Here is a 20,673-nt window from a genome sequence, read left to right as displayed (position 1 = left end):
CAGGCTAAGTGGCAAAAACTTCGATGAAAGTTAAACAACAACGCACGCCGAAGTTCAAAGTTCGTGCATACACTCGTTGCGAGCGTTGTGGTCGTCCACATTCGGTGTTGCAAAAATTCAAGATCTGCAGAATTTGCTTCCGTGAATTAGCTTATAAAGGCCAGATTCCTGGCGTGAAAAAAGCAAGCTGGTAAAAAGTCCTGAACGGGAAGGAGGTTTACACACAATGACTATGTCTGATCCAATTGCAGATATGCTTACTCGTATTCGTAACGCAAATACAGTTCGTCACGAAACGGTAGAGATGCCTGCTTCGACAATGAAAAAACAAATTGCCGAAATCCTGAAGCGTGAAGGATTTATCCGGGATGCGGAGTTTGTTGAAGATAACAAGCAAGGGATTATCCGTGTTTTCCTGAAATACGGTGCTAATAATGAGCGTGTCATCACTGGTCTGAAAAGAATCAGTAAACCAGGTCTTCGCGTATACACGAAGAGCAACGAAATTCCACGCGTACTCGGTGGTCTGGGTATCGCGATTATCTCGACTTCCAAAGGTGTAATGACTGATAAAGAAGCTCGTCAGTCCAAAGCCGGCGGCGAAGTTGTTTGCTACGTTTGGTAATACCACGTTAACAAGATAGGAGGTGCAACATATGTCCCGTATTGGTCGCAAGCCAATCGCAGTACCAACTGGTGTGGATATCACACTGAACAACACAGTTATCACTGTTAAAGGTCCGAAAGGAACTTTGACTCGTGAACTTCATAAAGACATGAAGATCTCTGTGGAGAACAATGAAATTAACGTTGTTCGTCCTTCGGACAACAAACTTCACCGCTCTCTTCACGGAACAACCCGCTCCGTTGTCAACAACATGGTGAGTGGTGTAACAGAAGGTTTTGCAAAATCTCTGGAATTGGTTGGGGTCGGATATCGTGCAAGCAAATCCGGAGATAAAATCGTTCTGAACGTTGGTTACTCCCATCCGGTAGAAATCACTCCGGAACCTGGTATTGAGTTCGAAGTCCCTTCGAATACAAAAATCATCGTTCGCGGTATCGATAAAGAGCGCGTTGGTGCATACGCTGCTAAAATTCGTTCCGTTCGCGAGCCTGAGCCATACAAAGGTAAAGGGATTAAGTATGAAGGTGAACGCATTATCCGTAAAGAAGGTAAAGCCGGTAAGAAGAAATAATTTTCTTGCCGCCTTTGCGCGGTCTTTCCACTGGAGAGACAGTGTGCTTCTTTTTTACCCAGTGCGTCTTGATATAAAGCTGTAAAGGCAAACTGAAGGGAGTGAAACGAGAAAATGATTACGAAACAAGATAAAAATAAAGCGCGTGTAAGAAGACATCTGCGTGTCCGTAAGAAAATTACTGGAACAGCAGCACGTCCTCGTCTGAACGTGTTCCGTTCTTCCAAACATATCTATGCTCAATTGATCGATGACGTGGCAGGTGTAACCGTGGCTGCCGCTTCAACCGTTGACAAAGAACTGAGCGGCGAGATCAAAAACGGCGGCAGCGTTGAAGCTGCACGTAAAGTCGGAGAACTGGTTGCTAAACGTGCAAAAGAAAAAGGTGTTTCTGAGATCGTATTCGATCGCGGAGGTTACCTGTATCATGGTCGCATTCAAGCGTTGGCTGAAGCTGCGCGTGAAGCAGGGCTTGAGTTTTAAGACATTTTTCAAAAGGAGGTTAACGACTTGCGTGTAGATCCTAACACTTTGGAACTGACTGAAAGAGTTGTAAATATTAATCGTGTTGCTAAAGTTGTAAAAGGCGGACGTCGTTTCAGTTTCAGCGCATTGGTTGTTGTCGGCGACGGCAATGGCTGGGTTGGTGCTGGAATTGGTAAAGCTGGCGAAGTACCTGATGCGATCCGCAAAGGTATTGAAGATGCCAAGAAAAATCTGATTCATGTTCCGCTCGTAGGAACAACGATTCCTCACCTGATTACTGGTAAGTTTGGAGCAGGCCGCGTGCTGTTGAAACCTGCATCTGAAGGTACCGGCGTTATCGCTGGCGGTCCGGTTCGTGCAGTACTGGAGCTGGCTGGCGTAGGTGACATTTTGACAAAATCTCTGGGTTCTTCGAATTCCATGAACATGGTCAATGCGACTTTGGAAGGTTTGTCCCGTTTGAAACGCGCTGAAGATGTCGCGAAATTGCGCGGTAAAACTGTCGAAGAGCTGCGCGGCTAAGGAGGAAATGGCATGAGCAAATTGCAAATTACTCTCGTTCGTTCATTGATCGGTCGTCCAGGTACACAGAGAACGACTGTGAACACGCTTGGCCTGCGTAAAATCAACCAAACAGTAGTTCACAACGACAATCCCGCGATTCGTGGGATGATCAATAAAGTTAGCCACCTGGTTTCTGTTAAAGAAATCGAGGCTTAAGTTATAGATTTCCAACAAAAACAAGGAGGTGCAACGAACGATGAAGTTACATGAGCTTTCATCCGCTCCTGGCTCCCGCAAAGAACGCAAACGCGTTGGTCGCGGTACTAGTAGCGGTACAGGTAAAACATCAGGTCGCGGTCACAAAGGTCAAAACGCTCGTTCCGGCGGTGGTGTGCGTCCGGGCTTCGAAGGTGGTCAAAACCCATTGTATCGTCGCTTGCCTAAGCGCGGTTTCGTGAACCCTACTCGCAAAGAGTATGCAATTGTGAATATCGAAGATCTGAATAGTTTGGCAGAAGGTACTGAAGTGACTCCAGAATTCTTGATGGAAAACGGTATTGTGAAAAACGCTAAATCCGGCATCAAAATTCTGGGTAACGGCGAAGTCACTGTAAAGCTGACTGTTAAAGCGAACAAGTTCTCTCAATCTGCGGTAGAGAAAATCGAAGCTGCCGGCGGTAAAACCGAGGTGATCTAATGTTCAAAACCCTTAAGAATATATGGCGGGTTGAGGATCTTCGCAGTCGTATCCTGTTCACTCTTTTGATTTTGATTGTATTCCGTATTGGCTCTTTCGTTCCGGTCCCCGGGGTGAATAAGGATGTCTTTACGGCAACCGATCAAGCAGGAAGCGAATTGTTTGGTCTTCTGAACACATTTTCCGGTGGTGCATTGTATCAGTTCTCGATCTTTGCCCTCGGTATTGTGCCGTATATCACGGCGTCCATTATCGTGCAGCTTCTGTCAATGGACGTAATTCCGAAACTAGCGGAATGGGCTAAACAAGGGGAGCATGGCAAAAAGAAGTTGGCTCAGATAACCCGTTATGGTACGGTTATACTGGCTCTGATCCAAGCATTTGGTACTTCTATCGGCTTTAACCGCCTGTATAACGCAGAAATGATTCCAGGGGCAACCATTGCGGATTATATTCTGATTGCAATCGTGTTGACGGCTGGTACATCGTTCCTGATGTGGCTTGGTGAACAGATCACCGAAAGAGGAATCGGAAACGGTATTTCTATTATCATCTTTGCGGGCATCGCTGCCGGCATTCCGAGACATATCCGTACGATCGTTGAATCCGAGTTTATTCAGGCAGACCAGATCTTCTTGAATATTCTGAAAGCAATTATTATTGCTTTGGTCATTCTCCTGGTCGTCGTTGGAGTCATCTTCATTCAGCAAGGGATTCGGAAAATTCCGGTGCAGTATGCAAAAAGGGTAGTCGGCAACAAAATGTATGGCGGCCAAAATACGCATATTCCGATGAAAATCAATGCAGCGGGCGTTATTCCGGTGATCTTTGCAGTGTCATTGCTGCAATTTCCGATCATTATTGCAAGCTTCTGGGCAGACAAAATATGGGCACAGTGGGTAACCACTCACTTGTATTATGACAAACCGCTCGGTATGGTTCTGTACATTGTGATGATTATCGGTTTTACATTCTTCTATACATTTGTACAGATGAATCCGCAGCAAATGGCAGACAACATGAAGAAGAACGGTGGTTATATTCCGGGCATTCGTCCGGGTAAAGCAACGGAGACGTATCTGACTCGCGTCATGTCGCGTCTGACGATGACAGGAGCACTGTTCCTGGCTGTCATCTCCGTCATGCCGGTATTCTTGGGGGCACTTTCGGGCCTGCCTCGCTCGGTGCAAATCGGAGGTACTTCACTGCTCATCATCATTGGTGTGGCATTGGATACTATGAAGCAGATCGAAAGCCAATTGATTAAACGCCATTACAAAGGCTTCATCAATAAATAGGCGATAGGTTCCGGGACAGGTAATTTACTTGTCCACCGGCACCTATTGTGCTGTTTCTTGTGTAGGGGTCGTCTTGAGGGAGTGACAGATTGTGAACATTCTTATCATGGGCCCTCCGGGGGCTGGAAAAGGAACACAAGCGGATGTCATTGTAAATGAGTTTGGTATTCCTCATATTTCAACCGGCGACGCATTTCGTCTCGCGATCAAGCTTGGAACTCCAATTGGAGTTAAAGCGAAGGAATACATCGACCGCGGCGAGCTTGTACCTGATGATGTTACGATTGGCATTGTCGAAGAAAGACTTCAACAGCCAGACTGCGAGAAGGGATTCTTGCTGGACGGATTTCCAAGAACCTTGGCCCAGGCTGGAGCGTTGGATGAAATTCTTGGACGGCTGGACACCAAACTCGATCATGTCGTTGATTTGAAAGTAGACCGTGACCGTTTAATGGCACGGATTACCGGACGGCGCATTTGTAAAACCTGCGGAGCGACCTACCACGTGGTATTCAATCCGTCAAAGGTTGAAGGCATTTGCGATAAAGACGGCGGAGAGCTGTACCAGCGCTCCGACGACAACGAAGAGAGCGTAGGAAAACGGCTTGACGAGTACAGTAACAAAACAGCACCACTCCTCACATTTTATGAGAACAAAGGTCTTCTGCGTCAAATAGACGGGGAGCAGGATATCGATGTAGTTTCCAAAGATATTGTATCCTTGCTGCGGGGTTAACTGTAATGATCATTTGCAAGTCCGAAACGGAATTGAGCTTTATGAGGGAAGCCGGGCGTATCGTTGCGGAATGTCACCGCCTCCTGGCCAAACATATTGAGCCTGGTATTACTACGGGGGAACTCGATCATATGGCTGATCAGTACATTCGCAGTCAAGGAGCTGTGCCGTCTTTTAAAGGTTATAATGGTTTTCCTGCTAGTATTTGCGCTTCAGTCAACGAACAACTGGTTCACGGATTTCCCGGCAACCGCGTATTAAACGAAGGTGATATCGTTACGTTTGACATTGGTGCGCAGTATCGGGGGTACCACGGGGATTCCGCCTGGACGTATCCGGTCGGCAGCATCTCACCAGATGCAAGGCGGCTATTGGATGTGACGGAAGGAGCCCTGATGGCGGGACTGGCACTTGTCAAACCGGACAATCGCTTGTTTACTATATCGCATGCGATACAGAAATATATTGAAGATGCTGGTTTTTCGGTAGTGAGGGAATATGTCGGACACGGTATAGGAGCCAAGCTGCATGAGGAACCGCAGATTCCAAACTACGGGATTCCTGATCGGGGACCGAGACTGAAACCCGGCATGGTGCTGGCGATTGAACCGATGGTTAACGCCGGATCCCGCCATGTAAGAACGTTGGAAGACAACTGGACGGTCGTGACGGTGGACGGGTCATTGTGTGCCCATTTCGAGCATACAGTGGCAGTAACGCCGGACGGCATGGAAATTTTCACTACACTGAATTCGTAGGTGATATTGATGAAAGATCAAGGCAGCCTGCATATTGGTCAGCTTGTGAAAATCCTGAAGGGCAGAGATGCCGGCCAGGCAGCGGTCGTTGTTTCCATTGCGGACAGCAGGTTTGTATATATTGCGGACGGGGACAAACGGAAGTTTGACCAAGCTAAGAAGAAAAATATTCTTCACTTGGAGCCCCAGCCAATGATTAGCAGCGAGGTAGTAAACAGTTTAAATGAAAGCGGTCGGGTTACCAATGGAAAGCTGCGTTTTGCAGTGCACCGTTTTCTGGAATCCGCCAAATTTCATGCTGAAGAGAAAGGAGACTAATTTTGGCCAAAGAAGATGTCATTGAAGTGGAAGGTACGGTGATTGAGCCGCTTCCGAACGCGACGTTCAAGGTAGAGCTCGAGAACGGTCACCAGATTCTTGCTCACGTATCCGGAAAGCTGCGTATGCATTTTATCCGCATTCTGACAGGCGACAAAGTGGTCGTGCAGTTATCGCCTTACGATTTAACCAAAGGTCGTATAACTTACCGTAAATAAATCGTGTATGATCCCGTTATGGGATCAGCACCATCTGAATCAACTGGTTATGTTCCGCAAAACTCTTTAAGAAGACTTACGATGCGAGCTTTGCCTCGGGTAAAGCTTGGAGGAGGTAATGAACATGAAGGTAAGACCTTCTGTAAAACCCATTTGCGAAAAATGCAAAGTCATTCGCCGCAAAGGTAATGTAATGGTTATCTGCGAAAATCCGAAACACAAACAAAAACAAGGTTAATGAAGGGGGTGTAGCGTAAAATGGCTCGTATAGCTGGTGTGGATTTGCCACGTGATAAACGCGTTGAGATCGCCTTGACTTACATTTTCGGAATCGGTAAAACGACTTCCCAGAAAATTTTGACTGAAACAGGCATCAATCCGGACACTCGTGTTCGTGACTTGACGGAAGATGAAGTGAGCAAATTACGTGAAACGATCGATAAAGCGGTTAAAGTAGAAGGTGACCTGCGTCGTGAAATTTCCTTGAATATTAAACGTCTGACTGAGATTGGCTGCTACCGTGGTGTTCGTCACCGTCGTGGATTGCCTGTTCGTGGTCAACGTACAAAAACGAATGCCCGTACACGTAAAGGACCTCGTCGTACTGTAGCAAATAAAAAGAAATAAGAAGGGAGGATAACATTCAATGGCTAAACCGAAAAAAGTCGTACGTACAAAACGTCGTGACCGTAAAAATATCGAATCCGGCGTGGCACACATCCGTTCCACGTTCAACAACACTATCGTTACTATTACGGATCCGCACGGTAACGCAATCTCTTGGGCAAGCTCCGGCGGTCTGGGATTCCGCGGTTCCCGTAAATCCACTCCATTTGCAGCGCAAATGGCTGCTGAGACAGCTGCCAAAGCTGCAATGGAACACGGCATGAAAACTGTTGAAGTTATGGTTAAAGGACCAGGCGCAGGCCGTGAAGCGGCAATCCGCTCGCTGCAGGCTGCAGGTCTGGAAGTTAACCTGATTAAAGACGTGACTCCGGTACCTCATAACGGATGCCGTCCTCCAAAACGCCGTCGTGTCTAATGAGATTTTCCCCCTGCGTGTAGTATAAAACCGGCGCATTCTGCCAAGAATGGTTGTTTAGGCGTACTGCATGGTAAAGTTTGGATAAGGTGAATGTTTCATTATAGGAGCGACGTTTTGAAGGAGGGATATTGCAGTGATTGAAATCGAAAAGCCGAAAATTGAGACGGTTGACGTCAATGATAATGGCACCTACGGAAAATTCGTGGTAGAACCTTTGGAACGCGGATATGGTACGACGCTTGGCAACTCGCTTCGCCGTATTTTGCTCTCCTCCCTGCCGGGTGCGGCAGTTACATCGGTACAAATCGATGGGGTTTTACATGAATTTGCAACGGTCCCTGGCGTAATGGAAGACGTAACGGAGATCATTCTTAACCTGAAAGCTTTATCGCTTAAGATCCACTCCGATGAAGAGAAAGTGCTCGAAATCGATGCGGAAGGCGAAGGAGCCGTAACGGCAGGGGATATCCGTGCGGACAGCGATGTTGAAATCCTGAATCCGGATCTTCATATCGCTACGCTTGGACCAGGTTCGAGACTTCACATGCGTATTTTCGCCAATCGCGGACGCGGCTATGTTAAGCAAGATCGTAACAAGCGTGAGGATCAGCCTATTGGCGTAATCCCCGTCGACTCCATCTACACTCCGATTTCCCGTGTAAACTACGGTGTGGAAAATACGCGTGTAGGCCAAGTGACCAACTATGACAAGCTGACACTGGAAGTATGGACCGACGGAAGCATTCGGCCTGAAGAGGCTGTCAGTCTTGGGGCTAAAATCCTGACTGAGCATTTGATGCTGTTTGTTGGTTTGACTGACGAAGCCAAAGATGCTGAGATCATGGTCGAAAAAGAGGAAGACAAGAAAGAAAAAGTTCTGGAAATGACGATCGAAGAGCTGGATCTCTCCGTCCGTTCCTATAACTGCCTCAAGCGCGCTGGTATCAATACAGTACAGGAGCTCACTACGAAATCTGAAGAAGATATGATGAAGGTCCGCAACCTGGGCCGCAAATCTTTGGAAGAAGTTCAAGAGAAGCTCGAGGAACTTGGTTTAGGACTCCGTACGGAAGAATAGTACAGTAACGTTTGTAAGAAGGAGGGGAAAAACATGGCATATCAAAAACTGGGCCGTAACTCCAGTGCCCGTAAAGCTTTGTTCCGTGATATGGTAACGGATTTGTTCTTGTACGAGCGCATCCAAACTACGGAAGCTAAAGCAAAAGAAGTTCGTTCTATTGCTGAGAAACTGATCACCAAAGCAAAACAGGGAGATCTGCATGCACGCCGTCAGGTAGCTGCATACGTTCGCCGTGAAACTTTGGATGGTGAGCAGGATGCAATTCAAAAACTGTTTAGCGAACTGGCTACTCGTTATGCCGAGCGTCCAGGCGGATACACTCGTATCCTGAAGCTGGGACCTCGTCGTGGCGATGCCGCTCCAATGGTTTACCTGGAACTGGTTGACCGCGCGTAAGCAGGTATGGATGAGGAAAGGGTGGGCAGAGTCAGTCGATTCTGAGCAGCCCTTTTTTTCTCTGTCGGAGAAGCTCTGTAAGGGGCTTCTCCTTTTATATGTTTTTCGATCTTCCTAAAGTCAGTTGCTCGATCCCCCTAAATCCCCCTTAGCCAAGGGGGACCCCAGCGGGGTCTGCGACCCCCTGGACCCCCGCAAATTTTGGCGTATGGTGGGAATGTGGCGGGATACGCGGCGTTTGGTGTAGGAGCGGCTCTCTCCTGAATCACTACCCATGGGCAGCGATTCAGGAGAGCCTTTTATGCGAGCAGGGCGGAGCGACTGATCCCGAATCTGGATCAACGCTCCACTAGGCTGCGAAGCGGCTGGCCTGCTGTGGGCCAGCGCTTCGCTATGACGGCGAAACGACTGATCCTCATATCGGATCAGCGTTTCGCAATATGCGGAGGCATAGCTGACGAAGCGACGGCTTATAAGATCAACAGCAAGCTTTAGCAGAGCTTGCTGTTATAAATGCTAGGAAAGGTGTGTTTGTGCTGGAGAAGCGATCGGAAGCACAAATACCTCTCCTCTAGAGGTGTGTTAGGAACATGCGGAATATTTGCATGAGAGTGAACTATGACGGAACCCGCTATCACGGCTTTCAGACACAGCCGGATGGCAATACGATCCAGGATCATATAGAAAGTGCCATCTACTCCTTAACGGGAGAGAAGGTCAAACTCACGGCCTCAGGCCGCACGGACGCGGGAGTGCATGCTTACGGTCAGGTATTTAATTTTATGACCGAATCACCTATTCCGATCCACCGCTGGTGTCTGGCGCTGAACGCCTGGCTGCCGGAGGATATTATTCTTACGGATGCGAAAGAGGTTCCGCTGTCGTTTCATGCACGCCACATGGCCAAACGGAAGACGTACCGTTATAGTATTAACGCTAACCGTTTTCCGGATATTTTTCATCGCCGCACGCAGTTTCATCACCCTACGCGTCTGGATATTGAAGCGATGCGCAAGGCGCTGCAACTGATGGTCGGCACCTATGACTATACCTCGTTTGCGTCCACTCAGTCACAGAAACTCAATCATGTACGGACCGTTTATGAGGCCTATATAACAGTCGATTATTCCTTTTCACGTCCTGGCTCGGATGATCAAGGAATCATCCATACGTATGTGACCGGCAGCGGCTTTCTTCAGCATATGGTTCGGATTATGGTCGGAACGCTGATGGACGTGGGCGAAGGTAAAAAGTCGCCTGAGGATATTCCTGCCATTCTGGAGGCCAAGGATCGCACCAAAGCGGGGCCTACGGCCGTCGCGCACGGGCTGATGCTGTGGAATGTGGAATATGATGAAAACGTCCAAAAAACTTGAGTTTTTTGCTTGCGGAATGTATAGAAATCATGTAGTATATAAGTTGTGTTTTCTTAATGGCTTTCCCACAGCCCCAATTAAGATGTACACCTGAATCTATCCATCACAAAAGCATTAACTTAATGAACGAATATAAATGTTTTTTTGAAAAAATGAATATTACGATATGTGAACGATCTGAAGGAGGAAACTTTTCATGCGTACTACGTATATGGCTAAGCCAAGTGAAGTTGAGCGCAAATGGCACATTATTGATGCTGAAGGCAAAACGCTTGGTCGTCTGGCCAGTGAAGCGGCTGCGTTGATCCGCGGCAAACACAAGCCTGAATTTACTCCACATGTGGACGGCGGCGATTTCGTTGTTGTCATCAATGCTGAGAAAATCGTCCTGACAGGCAAAAAGATGGAGAACAAGAAATACTATCGTCACTCCCTGCATCCAGGTGGTCTGAAAGTTACGGTCGCTCAAGATATGGTGAAGAACAAACCTGAACGTATGTTGGAACTGGCTGTTCACGGTATGCTTCCAAAAACTCGCATGGGCGAGAAAATGAAGCTGAGACTGAAAGCTTACAAAGGCACTGAGCATCCACATGTAGCACAAAAACCTGAAGTTTACGAACTTCGCGGTTAATTAAAAGGAGGACAGTTTCATGGCACAAGTACAATACTATGGGACAGGTCGTCGTAAACATTCGGTAGCTCGTGTTCGTCTCGTACCGGGTGAAGGACGCATTGTCATTAACAAACGTGATATTAACGAATATTTCGGTGTAGAAACACTGAAAATGATCGTAAGACAACCTCTTAACCTGACTGAAACAGTTGGAAACTATGATGTGATTGTTATCGCTCATGGTGGCGGTATTTCCGGTCAAGCCGGCGCAATCCGTCACGGGATCTCCCGCGCTCTGCTGAAAGCAGACCCTGAGTTCCGTCCAGCTCTGAAAAAAGCAGGCTTCCTGACTCGTGACCCACGGATGAAAGAACGTAAAAAATACGGTCTCAAAGCCGCTCGTCGTGCACCACAGTTCTCGAAACGTTAATATTCCTTGTGTATCAAGGATTACAGAGCCCTTGGCCAATATATGGTCAAGGGCTTTTAATTTTTTTATTACAAACTACATGAGCATGGATATGAGCACTAGGAATGTTAGCGAACTGATTGAGGGAGCTGCTCAGCAGCTCTGGGCTTTTGGAAACCGAACGAACAGCGCAATGCATCCCTGGCAGAAGAAGGACAGGTCAGAGGCTCGTTCAGACCGTTCAGAATCGAAGTGGCCGTACAAAATAAAAAGAACTTCCCGCGAATTCATCAAAAGGACTGAACTTCACAGGAAGCTGCATTTTAAAAGCCAATATACACAATATTAGACTGTGGATAGAAGTGTAGCTGATCCTACCCGCCGGTAAGAAGGCTCCCAAATTAAATGTTCAATAGCCTGACGGACATTCTCTGGACGCACACGGGCGACGTTGTCATCAATCGCCGTTTGGGCTACTGCCACTGCTACAGCTAGCGACACCTCACGCAGGTCGCTGATATTAGGCAGCAGGGCCGCTCCGGGCTTGGACACATTTACCATGCGGGCAACGGCTTCTGCGGCGGCCGTAAACATCCCGCCGGTAATTATGCTGGCTTTAACCGCGATCGCACCTAGGCCTAGACCTGGGAATACGAAGGCATTGTTCGATTGGCCGATTTCATAAGTTGTTCCGTTATATGTAACAGACTCGAAGGGGCTGCCTGTGGCAATCAGAGCTCTACCGTCTGTCCATCTTATCAGATCTTCTGGAATCGCCTCAGCAAGTGCTGTAGGATTGGACATCGGCATAATAATCGGATGCTTGACGTGCTTGGCCATTTCCCTGACCACTTCTTCGGAAAAAGCTCCAGCAGAACCGGACGTTCCGATCAGTATCGTCGGTTTCACCCGGCTGATGACCTCAAGCAGTGAGAAGGTTCCATCTTTGCCACGGTTCCATTCATTGACTTCAGATGCTTTACGCACATAAGGCTTTTGGAAACCGAGTACATTTTCTGTGTCATCCGTTAATAAACCACGATAGTCGTAAACCCAGAAGCGGCTAAGAGCTTCTGGCTCGGACAGTCCACTCCGAATCATAGCATCGCAAATCTGATCGGCATTGCCTATACCGGCTGCACCGGGACCGAAAACAACGATCCGTTGCTCGCTAAGAGGGACTTGGGTTACCTTAAGTGCGGACATAATGGCGGCAAGTGTCACGGCTCCGGTTCCCTGAATATCATCATTAAATGTGAGGATTTGATCGCCGTATTTTTCAATAATGTTGCGGGCATTTACATTGCCAAGGTCTTCCCAGTGAAGAAGGGCGTTCGGGTACAGCTCAAGCACCTTTTGAACGAAAGTATCAATGAACTGATTATATTGTTCCCCGCGTACCCGATGGTGCCGGTTGCCTATGTAAAGGGGATCAGCAAGCAGCTTCTCATTATTTGTTCCAACATCCAGTACAACCGGAAGAACCCGTCCGGGATGAATACCGGCAGCAGCGGTATAAACGGCAAGCTTGCCAATCGCGATGTTAATGCCTCCGACTCCCCAATCCCCAATGCCGAGAATGCTCTCCGAATCTGTAACAACGATCAGATCCACATCACCAGACCCTAGACCTGTATTGCGGAAGGCTTGTTCAATGCCATGCGGATTATCGATAGATAAATAGACGCCACCGGGTCGGTGATATTCATGACTATATTCCTGAATAGCCTGTCCTACAGTTGGTGTATACACAACGGGTAGCATTTCGCTCAGATGGTCGGTCAGGAGTCTGTAATACAAAACGACATTGCGGTTATACAAATCGTTCAGTGAGGCGTTTCTGCGCAGCATCGTCGGCTGGGCAAGAAACTGCCTGTAAGCACGATCCGCCTGTTCATCAAGTGTCAGCACCGTAGGGGGCAAAATCCCTTCCAAGCCCAATTCACGCCGCTCTTCATGCGAAAAAGCAACCCCTTTATTCAGCAGGGGGTTGGCTAACACCTCCTTGCCTTTTAACGGGGTTGAAATAGAACCGTCTTCATTAACATAAAATGCTTCCACCAAAAAACCTTCTTTCGTATACTGCATAACAATTTATAATTTGATTACTAGTCCAGAATGCGTTCCTATTCTAAAGAAACGCTTAATAAAGGTCAATTGAATAAAATTCCAGCATCCGTGTTCTAAACAGTTAATTTTCTGAAAAACCTTGATAGACTCACTCTTTTCTGGGTAGGGAATCATTATAATCATACTTTTTTATCTTTATGATAAAAACCCTATATTGATATCGTTAAATCAGCGCTTTTTTGCTTTTTTCCACATTGACATTTAGATAGAAAGTTTTATACTTGAATTAACAATTCATATTTGTTTAGTAGGGATTAATGGATGGCTTTATATTAAATAAAATGTACGGAGGCGTTTTCCAACATGAACTTATTGGAGAAGGAACAACTGATTCAAGTGAAAGCGGAAGAGCTGGAGCATGCTGCGCCTGAAGATATTATTCGTTACGCTGTTGAGACCTTTCCGAATATTACCTTTGCCTGCAGCTTTGGAGCCGAGGATGTCGTGCTGGTAGATATGCTTCAAAAGGTAAGTCCCTCCACAGATATTTTTTATTTAGATACGGATTTTCATTTCAAGGAAACCTACGAGACACGCGATCGGATGAAAGATAAATATCACATGGAATTTGTACGGGTTGCTCCGAAATTAACCCCTGAGGAGCAGGCGGCAGAGCATGGAGAAGAGCTGTGGAAGGTTGATCCTAACGCTTGCTGTAATATTCGTAAAGTTGAACCATTAACACGTATCTTGTCTCAGTATGAAGCATGGATTACCGGGATTCGTCGTGACCAGGCCCCAACCCGTGCCAATGCCAAAAAAATTGAATATGACGTCAAATTTGGCCTCGTCAAATTCAATCCGATTGCTGACTGGACTTCGGAAGATGTGTGGAATTATATCCGGACTAATAATGTTATTTATAATCCTTTGCATGACCAGAACTACCCAAGTATCGGATGCGAACACTGCACACGTCAAGTTGCCCCTGGGGAAGATCCGCGCGCTGGTCGTTGGTCTGGCACCGATAAAACTGAATGCGGACTTCATAAATAACGTATAAGGAGAGATTATCAATATGACGGCAATACTTCCGCATGGGGGAACACTGATAAACCGGCTGGTAGAGGGTAAAGAACGAGAAGCACTCCTGCAAAAGGTGAAACAGCTTCCTGCGATCCGCGTGAATACCTGGACAATCTCAGATTTGGATCTCATTGGGGTAGGGGCCTTTTCGCCGCTTACCGGCTTTATGAATGAAGAGGACTATCGTTCTGTTGTAGAGAATATGCGTCTTGCCGACGGAACGGTATGGAGCATACCGGTTACACTTGCAGTTGATGAGCAAACGGCGGCGTCTCTCACCCTCGGTCAGCAGGCAGCGCTGGTAGGAGATGAAGACGGGGTTTTTTATGGAGTTCTGGACGTGACCAGCTTGTATCAAGCCGATCAGGGCGAGGAGGCAAGACGTGTCTTTAAAACCGATGATCCCGAGCATCCCGGTGTAAAGAAGCTGCTCGAGCGTCCTTCGACCTACGTGGGGGGACCCGTCCGCGTATTAAACAGACCCCTGCCGACCAAATTCGGTGAATTTTATTTCGATCCTGTGGAGACCCGCCGTCGTTTTGCCGAACTGGGGTGGAAGACTGTTGTCGGCTTTCAGACCCGCAATCCCGTCCATCGTGCACATGAGTATATTCAAAAAACTGCGATGGAAATTGTTGATGCGTTGTTCCTGAATCCGCTCGTGGGAGAGACGAAGTCAGACGACGTCCCTGCTGATGTGCGTATGAAAAGTTATTTGGCTCTGCTTGAGCACTATTATCCTGCTAATCGCACCTTTCTCGGCGTGTTCCCGGCGGCGATGCGTTATGCAGGTCCGCGTGAGGCCATTTTCCATGCAATCGTCCGCAAAAACTACGGCTGCACCCATTTTATTGTCGGTCGTGACCATGCAGGTGTAGGGGATTACTACGGGACTTATGAGGCCCAAGAGATTTTTAGCAACTTTACTGCTGAGGAGCTGGGGATTACGCCATTGTTCTTCGAGCACAGCTTTTTCTGCAAAAAATGCGGAAACATGGCGTCCAACAAAACCTGTCCGCATCCGAAAGAAGAGCACCTGACTTTGTCAGGAACAAAAGTGCGGGGGCTGCTGCGCGACGGAGTTTGTCCACCGCCTGAATTTACGAGACCGGAGGTTGCTCAAATTCTGATTGAAGGCATGTCTCAACAAATCAGCTCTTAAGTACTATTTGTCCGCCTCGTCCCATATAGATCATTTAGTATCTGTATTGGGAACGGAGGCGTTTTTTTGTGCTTAAATACCGAAATCGAAACATCACCTTATGGATTCGTTACCGCACGCTGAAAAAAGGGCTGCTGAGTTTATGTCTGCTTCTTCTTTTCATGACTGTGACCGTATCGGACATCCCTGCGGCCAAGACATGGACCTATTGGAGCCTGCCGCTGGCTGGGAAAGTCATTGTACTGGATGCTGGTCATGGCGGCCCGGATGGGGGAGCTGTAAGTAAGGAGGGAGTGATCGAGAAGGACATCAATCTGGCGATTGCATTCTATTTACGGGATTATCTTCAGCAGGCAGGAGCGGTTGTCAAGCTGACCCGGGAGAATGACCGGGATCTGGCCGACGATTCCACTAAAGGATATTCGCGGCGTAAAACGGAAGATCTCAAGCGGCGTGTGCGCCTTATTGAGGAATATAATGCGGATCTCTTTCTCAGCATCCATATGAACAGCGTTCCGTCGAGCAAGTGGAGCGGTGCCCAGACATTTTATTATCCAAGCCATGCGGACAATGCCTCATTGGCAACCCTGATACAGGATGAAATCCGCCGTAATATGGAGAATACGGACAGAGTAGCCAAAACGGTGGACACCGTTTACCTGCTGCAAGCACTTAAAATGCCCTCAGCCCTTGTGGAGATTGGTTTTCTCTCGCATCCAGGGGAAGCGCGGCTACTCGCTGACGAGGTGTATCAGCGCCAAATCTCCGCGGCGGTCTATAAGGGAATTCTGCGTTACATCTCCGGTGAGCGTGTCGACCTGCAGGCAGGAAAGTAGCGGGGGATAATGCTATAATGGGGTCATCGTAGCAGGAGTGTATTTCAATTATTCGGAGCAGGGGTGATCTCGTTAATGCTGGCTAGAGAACAGGTCTTGGAGGCGCTTCAACGGATACAGGAGCCGGGCAGCGGAGCAAGTTTGACGGAATTGGAATTTATACGCGATATTGTGGTCCGGGACAATCAGGTGTCTTTGACCGTTGTATTGGTTACCGACCATGAAGAGGTCAGAAGTAAGCTGAACTATGAAATCAGGGGAGCTCTGACGGACGCAGGAGCTTCTAATATTCACATACGGTTCCGTGAGGCCTCAGAGCATGAAAGAGCGGCGCTTGCCGGAGAGGTGGCCGACCAGAATGATCCCGTGCTTACGAAGGGGCATGCGGCCGGTATGGAGGGACACGAGTTGCTTGATCCGCAGTCAGGCGTCCGGTTCATTGCTATCGCTAGCGGTAAAGGCGGGGTAGGTAAATCAACAGTGACTGTTAATCTCGCCGCCGCATTGGCCCGCAATGGGAAACGTGTAGCGGTTATAGATGCGGATATCTACGGATTTAGCGTTCCTGATATGATGGGTATTGAAGATAATCCAGTCGTGGAAGATGGCGTGATTCAGCCAGTTGAACGCTTTGGAGTCAAGGTGATGTCCATGGGCTTCTTTGTCAGAGAAAATAATCCGGTCATTTGGCGTGGTCCGATGCTGGGGAGAATGCTGCGGCAGTTTTTCAGTGATGTGGAGTGGGGGCAGCCCGAATATGTGCTGCTGGATTTGCCGCCTGGAACCGGTGATATTGCCCTGGACGTTCACCAGATGATTCCGCACAGCAAAGAAATTATTGTTACTACCCCGCACGCTACGGCTGCTTATGTCGCTGCCCGTGCCGGTGCCATGGCTCTACAAACAAATCATGAGATTTTGGGCGTTGTGGAAAACATGGCTTATTACCAGTCGCCAACAGGGGAGAAGGATTATGTCTTCGGGAGAGGCGGTGGCGCCCTGCTTGCTGAGACGCTTCATGCTCCGCTTCTTGCCCAAATCCCGCTGGGAGCTCCGGATAATCATCCATCCGAGCCTGATTTTTCACCGTCAGTTTACAAGGCGGACACTGAGCATGGACAGTTGTATGACCAGATTGCGAAGCATGTGATCGGATTTGACGAGAACAATTGAATTTATTTTACGGTCAAAAGGAAAAGGACAGAGCCGGCATGTATGCTGGGTCTGTCCTTTTGAGTTTATTATCCGCTCTGCTCCTCACCTTGGCCTGAGCTTTCGCCACCTTGACCGCCACCTCCACCGCTTTTTTTCTTTTCCTCGGGCTGAAGTTCTTCCTGCACGACTGTTTTCAAAAGATTAAGAACCTCAAGACGGAAAAGGGGATTTTGCATGGCCTCCTGCATGACGGTCATCGTTTGCTTGCGGTATTCAGGGGATTTGGTCATGTCCAGCAGCATCGCGCTGACTTCAGGCGATTTGAACATTTCCTGCATGGACTTCTGATAAGACGGATCTTTAATCAACTGCAGGTGCAGCTCTTTGTTCTTCTTGCTTATGGCTTTCGCGAATTCTCCGGCAAAGGCCGGATCGGTCATAATTTTCTCAAACTCCTTCTGATATTCGGGAGCAGTCAGTGTGTCCTTGACTGCGGTCTTGAGATCGCTGGGGGTTGCAGTTGAGCTGAGCATCTTCATTCCCATCGTTCCACCCGAGTTTCCGCCTAAAGTGCTTCCTCCGCCTTGACTAGTCATAGCTTCTTCAACTGCTTTTCTTCCTTCATCACTTTTAAGAATATCCACAACCATGGATTTCATTTCTTTATAACTGGGCTGGGGAGATGCATAATTTTGATCGGACCCGCAGCCCGACAGTACGATCCCGATGCAGAGTATTGCGCATACCAGTCGATAATGCGGCCATTTCATGAACCAATACCCTCCTTATAAAAGTGACTGGGCATAGTATGCGGACAAAGGGAATGAAATATGTTGCGACGTTTTGGTATTTTGATGAGAAGACAGTAAAATAAGTCCTGTGTAAATAAAAAGCAGCCGACGGAAATCGACTGCCGCATTGCTTATTATGAATTTTACATTCCTGCAGCGTCTTCAATTGCCTGCTGAATCATGGCTTGATCCCGAACTTCTTTTCCTTTTAGAGTGCCCTGCTGCAGAAGCTCTGATACGGTTACGAATTCATAGCCTTGCTCCAGTAATTTATCAATGATCACAGGGAGGGCTTCATGGGTCTGCTGGGAAGAATCGCTGGCATGCAGAAGAACGATGTCCCCCGGATGTGCTTTTGACACGACCCGATCAATGATTTTTTGAGTGCCGGGATTTTTCCAGTCGAGGGAATCGGTGTCCCATTGGATGGTCGTATAACCCAGCCCGGACGCGATTTGCAGCACCCTTTTATCGAAATCTCCATTGGGCAAGCGGATGAGTTTTGGTTCTTTCCCTGTCAGATCGGTTAACATAGTATGGGCTGTCGTAATTTGGCGTCGTATTTCGTCATCGCTGAGACTGGTATAGTTTTCGTGCTTGTGTCCATGGCTCCCGATCTCGTACCCGCTGTCTACAATTTGCTTCACAAGCTCCGGATGAGTTTTGCTCCAGGGAGAGGATAGGAAAAATGTTGCTTTTTGTACCTTCTTTTCCTTAAGCACTTCCAAAATAGGGGCTGTCCGTTTGTCCCCCCAGCTAATATCAAAGGTTAGGGCGATGACTTTTTTCTCAGTCGGCACACTGTATATAGCCGCAGGAGCTTCCTCTGAAAAGACACTAACATTGCTGCGTTCCACATATACGATGCCGATGGCAAAAACAGCGACTGCAAAGCCGATGAGATACCGCTTGATCTTTTTGCCGTTTAATACATAAAAGAATGAATTCATGCACTTTAAGCCCCTTTCCCGGAGAGTTGCTTGTTTACTTTACACTATGCATGGCCACTTTTTTTATGATTATAGAATTTATTAGGAGGGATTCACTTTGGGTTTCCAAACATTTTTGAAAATCTTGAATTCGATGAAGGGAGTTTTGCTGTTCGCAACTGTATTATTCTGCGCAAGCATAGGCCTGGGCTGGGTTAGTACAGGTATCATAGAGCAACTCCTCAGGCAGCAGATAGAGGGGCTTGGACAGGTCGCAGGAAGGCTGGGAGAATCGGGGAATGTGCAGCTTAATTTTTTCGTCTTCATCTTTCTCAACAACGTTATTAAATGTGTTCTGGTTATGTTTCTCGGAGCCGCATTTGGGATCATCCCAATGATCTTTATAATTATGAACGGTATGGTTATCGGTTTTTTGGTGCATTGGGTGGCGAACAGCGGGACTGTGAACTTGTACGAGCTGATTGTCAAAGGTCTGCTCCCGCATGGTGTCATCGAACTTCCTGTATTATTAATTGCTTGTGCGTACGGTTTAAAATTTGGTGGAATGGTCACATCATCGATCCGCAGGGGAATCACGGGGGATAACAGCCGGAGGAAGCCGGAAATGTTCTGGCCAGCCTTTATGAAGCAGACGTGGAATGTTACGCTTTGGGTCGTCATTCTCCTGTTTATTGCAGCCATTATAGAAAGCACGGTATCTTACAGCTTGATGAGAGGATGAGTAATCGGCATATATGTTTGGGATATGGAGTATAATGAGGAATAAATTACCTCAAAAGGTTGAATTGCTGACGCCAGCCGCGCTGATTTAAAGAGATTCGGTTGAACTGCATAAAAATCAGTTTAAAAAACATTAAACGATGGAAGAACTATATAGACCTAATGTAATAGCTTGAAGGCGGAAGGCGTTACGGCATATAACCGGATTTCACCATAAGATACTTAATAATAAGACAATAAGGGAGCATGATCGTATATGATGGGTATGCTGTTTAACGAAAAAGAGTGCAAAGAATTGGGCTACGTCCTTCGTCGTGAATTGGACGAAATGCTGATGGATATGAGTGATAATCGACTGGACCTGGATATCCGTAATGCGATTGCTTTGCGTTATAAGACCGTATTTCGGATGTATGCACGCTTTGCGGCTCCCAAGGAATTATCGAAATATGCCATCAGGGGCAAAATCACGCAGTAGATATAACTTTCCGTTGACTTCCGCCAACATTCTATGATACATTATTTTTCGTTCTTCAAATGGCTTTAATTGGACTGAAAAAACTTTTTCAAAAAAAGTTCTTGCCAAAGTGAATAAGGGATGATATATTATAAAAGTCGCCGCTGAGATGCGGTGATGAGAGAAAGCAAGTGTTTGATCTTTGAAAACTGAACAACGAGTGAGTAGATTTCACGAAGTGAAATCGCCCCGTGAAGGTTTTTGGTACATGTCTATGACAGTATGAAAACCGGAACGGATCATTGAGAT

The 20,673-nt window shown here is 47.4% G+C and carries 29 protein-coding genes; 26 read left to right on the top strand and 3 right to left on the bottom strand.

The window, feature by feature from the left end; translation table 11 throughout:
- Positions 1-8: 8 nt before the first annotated feature.
- From OIN60_RS03905 to rpsI, 20 genes are all read left to right on the top strand, one after another.
- Positions 9-194 carry a type Z 30S ribosomal protein S14 gene (locus tag OIN60_RS03905; RefSeq protein WP_013312154.1) on the top strand — a complete coding sequence of 62 codons (186 nt, stop codon included), beginning with the start codon at positions 9-11 and terminating at the stop codon, positions 192-194.
- A 32-nt stretch (positions 195-226) separates the two neighbouring features.
- The gene (rpsH, locus tag OIN60_RS03900; RefSeq protein ID WP_305753573.1) at positions 227-625 is read left to right on the top strand and encodes a 30S ribosomal protein S8; all 399 of its coding nucleotides are present in this window, start codon (positions 227-229) and stop codon (positions 623-625) included.
- Positions 626-656: 31 nt separating this feature from the next.
- A complete protein-coding gene (rplF, locus tag OIN60_RS03895; protein WP_305753572.1) occupies positions 657-1,199 on the top strand; it encodes a 50S ribosomal protein L6 in 543 nt (180 codons plus the stop codon).
- A 114-nt stretch (positions 1,200-1,313) separates the two neighbouring features.
- Entirely contained in the window at positions 1,314-1,682 is a 369-nt protein-coding gene (rplR, locus tag OIN60_RS03890) for a 50S ribosomal protein L18 (RefSeq protein WP_305753571.1), read from the top strand.
- 27 nt (positions 1,683-1,709) lie between these two features.
- Complete coding sequence (gene rpsE, locus OIN60_RS03885; protein WP_091161609.1) at positions 1,710-2,207, top strand: 30S ribosomal protein S5; 498 nt, start codon at positions 1,710-1,712, stop codon at positions 2,205-2,207.
- A 12-nt stretch (positions 2,208-2,219) separates the two neighbouring features.
- Positions 2,220-2,405 carry a 50S ribosomal protein L30 gene (rpmD, locus tag OIN60_RS03880; RefSeq protein ID WP_305753570.1) on the top strand — a complete coding sequence of 62 codons (186 nt, stop codon included), beginning with the start codon at positions 2,220-2,222 and terminating at the stop codon, positions 2,403-2,405.
- A gap of 40 nt (positions 2,406-2,445) precedes the next feature.
- The gene (rplO, locus tag OIN60_RS03875; RefSeq protein WP_305753569.1) at positions 2,446-2,886 is read left to right on the top strand and encodes a 50S ribosomal protein L15; all 441 of its coding nucleotides are present in this window, start codon (positions 2,446-2,448) and stop codon (positions 2,884-2,886) included.
- On the top strand, positions 2,886-4,184 hold the full coding sequence (gene secY, locus OIN60_RS03870) for a preprotein translocase subunit SecY (RefSeq protein ID WP_305753568.1): 1,299 nt from the start codon (positions 2,886-2,888) through the stop codon (positions 4,182-4,184). Before rplO ends, secY begins: the two co-directional genes overlap by 1 nt.
- A gap of 91 nt (positions 4,185-4,275) precedes the next feature.
- Complete coding sequence (locus tag OIN60_RS03865; protein ID WP_305753567.1) at positions 4,276-4,920, top strand: adenylate kinase; 645 nt, start codon at positions 4,276-4,278, stop codon at positions 4,918-4,920.
- 5 nt (positions 4,921-4,925) lie between these two features.
- On the top strand, positions 4,926-5,678 hold the full coding sequence (map, locus tag OIN60_RS03860) for a type I methionyl aminopeptidase (protein ID WP_305753566.1): 753 nt from the start codon (positions 4,926-4,928) through the stop codon (positions 5,676-5,678).
- Positions 5,679-5,687: 9 nt separating this feature from the next.
- A complete protein-coding gene (locus OIN60_RS03855; RefSeq protein WP_305753565.1) occupies positions 5,688-5,996 on the top strand; it encodes a KOW domain-containing RNA-binding protein in 309 nt (102 codons plus the stop codon).
- A 2-nt stretch (positions 5,997-5,998) separates the two neighbouring features.
- On the top strand, positions 5,999-6,214 hold the full coding sequence (gene infA / locus OIN60_RS03850) for a translation initiation factor IF-1 (protein ID WP_006212898.1): 216 nt from the start codon (positions 5,999-6,001) through the stop codon (positions 6,212-6,214).
- Between the two features lie 124 nt (positions 6,215-6,338).
- Entirely contained in the window at positions 6,339-6,452 is a 114-nt protein-coding gene (rpmJ, locus tag OIN60_RS03845; RefSeq protein ID WP_003333770.1) for a 50S ribosomal protein L36, read from the top strand.
- A 20-nt stretch (positions 6,453-6,472) separates the two neighbouring features.
- Positions 6,473-6,841: a 30S ribosomal protein S13 gene (rpsM, locus tag OIN60_RS03840; RefSeq protein WP_305753564.1), complete on the top strand. Its 369-nt coding sequence runs from the start codon at positions 6,473-6,475 to the stop codon at positions 6,839-6,841.
- Positions 6,842-6,860: 19 nt separating this feature from the next.
- Positions 6,861-7,256, top strand: coding sequence for a 30S ribosomal protein S11 (rpsK, locus tag OIN60_RS03835; protein WP_076315711.1), 396 nt, complete (start codon positions 6,861-6,863; stop codon positions 7,254-7,256).
- 136 nt (positions 7,257-7,392) lie between these two features.
- Entirely contained in the window at positions 7,393-8,337 is a 945-nt protein-coding gene (locus tag OIN60_RS03830) for a DNA-directed RNA polymerase subunit alpha (RefSeq protein ID WP_305753563.1), read from the top strand.
- A gap of 33 nt (positions 8,338-8,370) precedes the next feature.
- A complete protein-coding gene (gene rplQ, locus OIN60_RS03825; protein ID WP_305753562.1) occupies positions 8,371-8,736 on the top strand; it encodes a 50S ribosomal protein L17 in 366 nt (121 codons plus the stop codon).
- A 590-nt stretch (positions 8,737-9,326) separates the two neighbouring features.
- Complete coding sequence (gene truA / locus OIN60_RS03820; protein ID WP_305753561.1) at positions 9,327-10,112, top strand: tRNA pseudouridine(38-40) synthase TruA; 786 nt, start codon at positions 9,327-9,329, stop codon at positions 10,110-10,112.
- Positions 10,113-10,308: 196 nt separating this feature from the next.
- Complete coding sequence (rplM, locus tag OIN60_RS03815; RefSeq protein WP_305753560.1) at positions 10,309-10,746, top strand: 50S ribosomal protein L13; 438 nt, start codon at positions 10,309-10,311, stop codon at positions 10,744-10,746.
- Positions 10,747-10,765: 19 nt separating this feature from the next.
- Positions 10,766-11,158 (top strand): 30S ribosomal protein S9, encoded by a 393-nt coding sequence (rpsI, locus tag OIN60_RS03810; RefSeq protein WP_305753559.1) that lies wholly within the window; start codon positions 10,766-10,768, stop codon positions 11,156-11,158.
- 324 nt (positions 11,159-11,482) lie between these two features.
- On the opposite strand, the gene OIN60_RS03805 is transcribed toward rpsI, so the two are convergent.
- On the bottom strand, positions 11,483-13,198 hold the full coding sequence (locus tag OIN60_RS03805) for an NAD-dependent malic enzyme (RefSeq protein ID WP_305753558.1): 1,716 nt from the start codon (positions 13,196-13,198) through the stop codon (positions 11,483-11,485).
- A 372-nt stretch (positions 13,199-13,570) separates the two neighbouring features.
- On the opposite strand from OIN60_RS03805, the gene OIN60_RS03800 reads away from it, so the two are divergent.
- The 4 genes from OIN60_RS03800 (at position 13,571) to salA (ending at position 17,464) form a co-directional block, all read left to right on the top strand.
- A complete protein-coding gene (locus OIN60_RS03800; protein ID WP_305753557.1) occupies positions 13,571-14,263 on the top strand; it encodes a phosphoadenylyl-sulfate reductase in 693 nt (230 codons plus the stop codon).
- A gap of 22 nt (positions 14,264-14,285) precedes the next feature.
- Entirely contained in the window at positions 14,286-15,455 is a 1,170-nt protein-coding gene (gene sat / locus OIN60_RS03795; RefSeq protein WP_305753556.1) for a sulfate adenylyltransferase, read from the top strand.
- Between the two features lie 68 nt (positions 15,456-15,523).
- The gene (cwlD, locus tag OIN60_RS03790; RefSeq protein WP_305753555.1) at positions 15,524-16,291 is read left to right on the top strand and encodes an N-acetylmuramoyl-L-alanine amidase CwlD; all 768 of its coding nucleotides are present in this window, start codon (positions 15,524-15,526) and stop codon (positions 16,289-16,291) included.
- Between the two features lie 75 nt (positions 16,292-16,366).
- On the top strand, positions 16,367-17,464 hold the full coding sequence (salA, locus tag OIN60_RS03785) for an iron-sulfur carrier protein/transcriptional regulator SalA (RefSeq protein WP_305753554.1): 1,098 nt from the start codon (positions 16,367-16,369) through the stop codon (positions 17,462-17,464).
- 68 nt (positions 17,465-17,532) lie between these two features.
- Here salA and gerD read toward each other — a convergent pair whose 3' ends face one another.
- Together gerD and pdaB are read right to left on the bottom strand one after the other, a co-directional pair.
- Positions 17,533-18,216 (bottom strand): spore germination lipoprotein GerD, encoded by a 684-nt coding sequence (gene gerD, locus OIN60_RS03780; protein WP_305753553.1) that lies wholly within the window; start codon positions 18,214-18,216, stop codon positions 17,533-17,535.
- Between the two features lie 164 nt (positions 18,217-18,380).
- Positions 18,381-19,187 carry a polysaccharide deacetylase family sporulation protein PdaB gene (pdaB, locus tag OIN60_RS03775; RefSeq protein ID WP_305753552.1) on the bottom strand — a complete coding sequence of 269 codons (807 nt, stop codon included), beginning with the start codon at positions 19,185-19,187 and terminating at the stop codon, positions 18,381-18,383.
- Positions 19,188-19,284: 97 nt separating this feature from the next.
- Here pdaB and OIN60_RS03770 point away from each other — a divergent pair, with 97 nt between their 5' ends.
- Positions 19,285-19,908: a stage II sporulation protein M gene (locus OIN60_RS03770; protein WP_305753551.1), complete on the top strand. Its 624-nt coding sequence runs from the start codon at positions 19,285-19,287 to the stop codon at positions 19,906-19,908.
- Between the two features lie 255 nt (positions 19,909-20,163).
- Complete coding sequence (locus tag OIN60_RS03765) at positions 20,164-20,385, top strand: hypothetical protein (protein ID WP_305753550.1); 222 nt, start codon at positions 20,164-20,166, stop codon at positions 20,383-20,385.
- Positions 20,386-20,673 lie beyond the last annotated feature (288 nt).

The sequence above is a fragment of the Paenibacillus zeirhizosphaerae genome, from assembly GCF_030705605.1.
Lineage (GTDB): Bacteria > Bacillota > Bacilli > Paenibacillales > Paenibacillaceae > Paenibacillus > Paenibacillus zeirhizosphaerae.
Note: the sequence above shows the minus strand (reverse complement) of the source record. Positions and strands in the feature narration are given on the sequence as shown.

Excerpts from the sequence above, each read along its gene's own strand:
- rpsH (WP_305753573.1), top strand. The coding sequence starts at position 227 with ATGACTATGTCTGATCCAATTGCAGATATGCTTACTCGTATTCGTAAC.
- rplF (WP_305753572.1), top strand. The coding sequence starts at position 657 with ATGTCCCGTATTGGTCGCAAGCCAATCGCAGTACCAACTGGTGTGGAT.
- rplR (WP_305753571.1), top strand. The coding sequence starts at position 1,314 with ATGATTACGAAACAAGATAAAAATAAAGCGCGTGTAAGAAGACATCTG.
- rpmD (WP_305753570.1), top strand. The coding sequence starts at position 2,220 with ATGAGCAAATTGCAAATTACTCTCGTTCGTTCATTGATCGGTCGTCCA.
- rplO (WP_305753569.1), top strand. The coding sequence starts at position 2,446 with ATGAAGTTACATGAGCTTTCATCCGCTCCTGGCTCCCGCAAAGAACGC.
- secY (WP_305753568.1), top strand. The coding sequence starts at position 2,886 with ATGTTCAAAACCCTTAAGAATATATGGCGGGTTGAGGATCTTCGCAGT.
- map (WP_305753566.1), top strand. The coding sequence starts at position 4,926 with ATGATCATTTGCAAGTCCGAAACGGAATTGAGCTTTATGAGGGAAGCC.
- OIN60_RS03855 (WP_305753565.1), top strand. The coding sequence starts at position 5,688 with ATGAAAGATCAAGGCAGCCTGCATATTGGTCAGCTTGTGAAAATCCTG.
- rpmJ (WP_003333770.1), top strand. The coding sequence starts at position 6,339 with ATGAAGGTAAGACCTTCTGTAAAACCCATTTGCGAAAAATGCAAAGTC.
- rpsM (WP_305753564.1), top strand. The coding sequence starts at position 6,473 with ATGGCTCGTATAGCTGGTGTGGATTTGCCACGTGATAAACGCGTTGAG.
- rpsK (WP_076315711.1), top strand. The coding sequence starts at position 6,861 with ATGGCTAAACCGAAAAAAGTCGTACGTACAAAACGTCGTGACCGTAAA.
- rplQ (WP_305753562.1), top strand. The coding sequence starts at position 8,371 with ATGGCATATCAAAAACTGGGCCGTAACTCCAGTGCCCGTAAAGCTTTG.
- truA (WP_305753561.1), top strand. The coding sequence starts at position 9,327 with ATGCGGAATATTTGCATGAGAGTGAACTATGACGGAACCCGCTATCAC.
- rplM (WP_305753560.1), top strand. The coding sequence starts at position 10,309 with ATGCGTACTACGTATATGGCTAAGCCAAGTGAAGTTGAGCGCAAATGG.
- rpsI (WP_305753559.1), top strand. The coding sequence starts at position 10,766 with ATGGCACAAGTACAATACTATGGGACAGGTCGTCGTAAACATTCGGTA.
- OIN60_RS03800 (WP_305753557.1), top strand. The coding sequence starts at position 13,571 with ATGAACTTATTGGAGAAGGAACAACTGATTCAAGTGAAAGCGGAAGAG.
- sat (WP_305753556.1), top strand. The coding sequence starts at position 14,286 with ATGACGGCAATACTTCCGCATGGGGGAACACTGATAAACCGGCTGGTA.
- salA (WP_305753554.1), top strand. The coding sequence starts at position 16,367 with ATGCTGGCTAGAGAACAGGTCTTGGAGGCGCTTCAACGGATACAGGAG.
- gerD (WP_305753553.1), bottom strand. The coding sequence starts at position 18,216 with ATGAAATGGCCGCATTATCGACTGGTATGCGCAATACTCTGCATCGGG.
- pdaB (WP_305753552.1), bottom strand. The coding sequence starts at position 19,187 with ATGAATTCATTCTTTTATGTATTAAACGGCAAAAAGATCAAGCGGTAT.
- OIN60_RS03765 (WP_305753550.1), top strand. The coding sequence starts at position 20,164 with ATGATGGGTATGCTGTTTAACGAAAAAGAGTGCAAAGAATTGGGCTAC.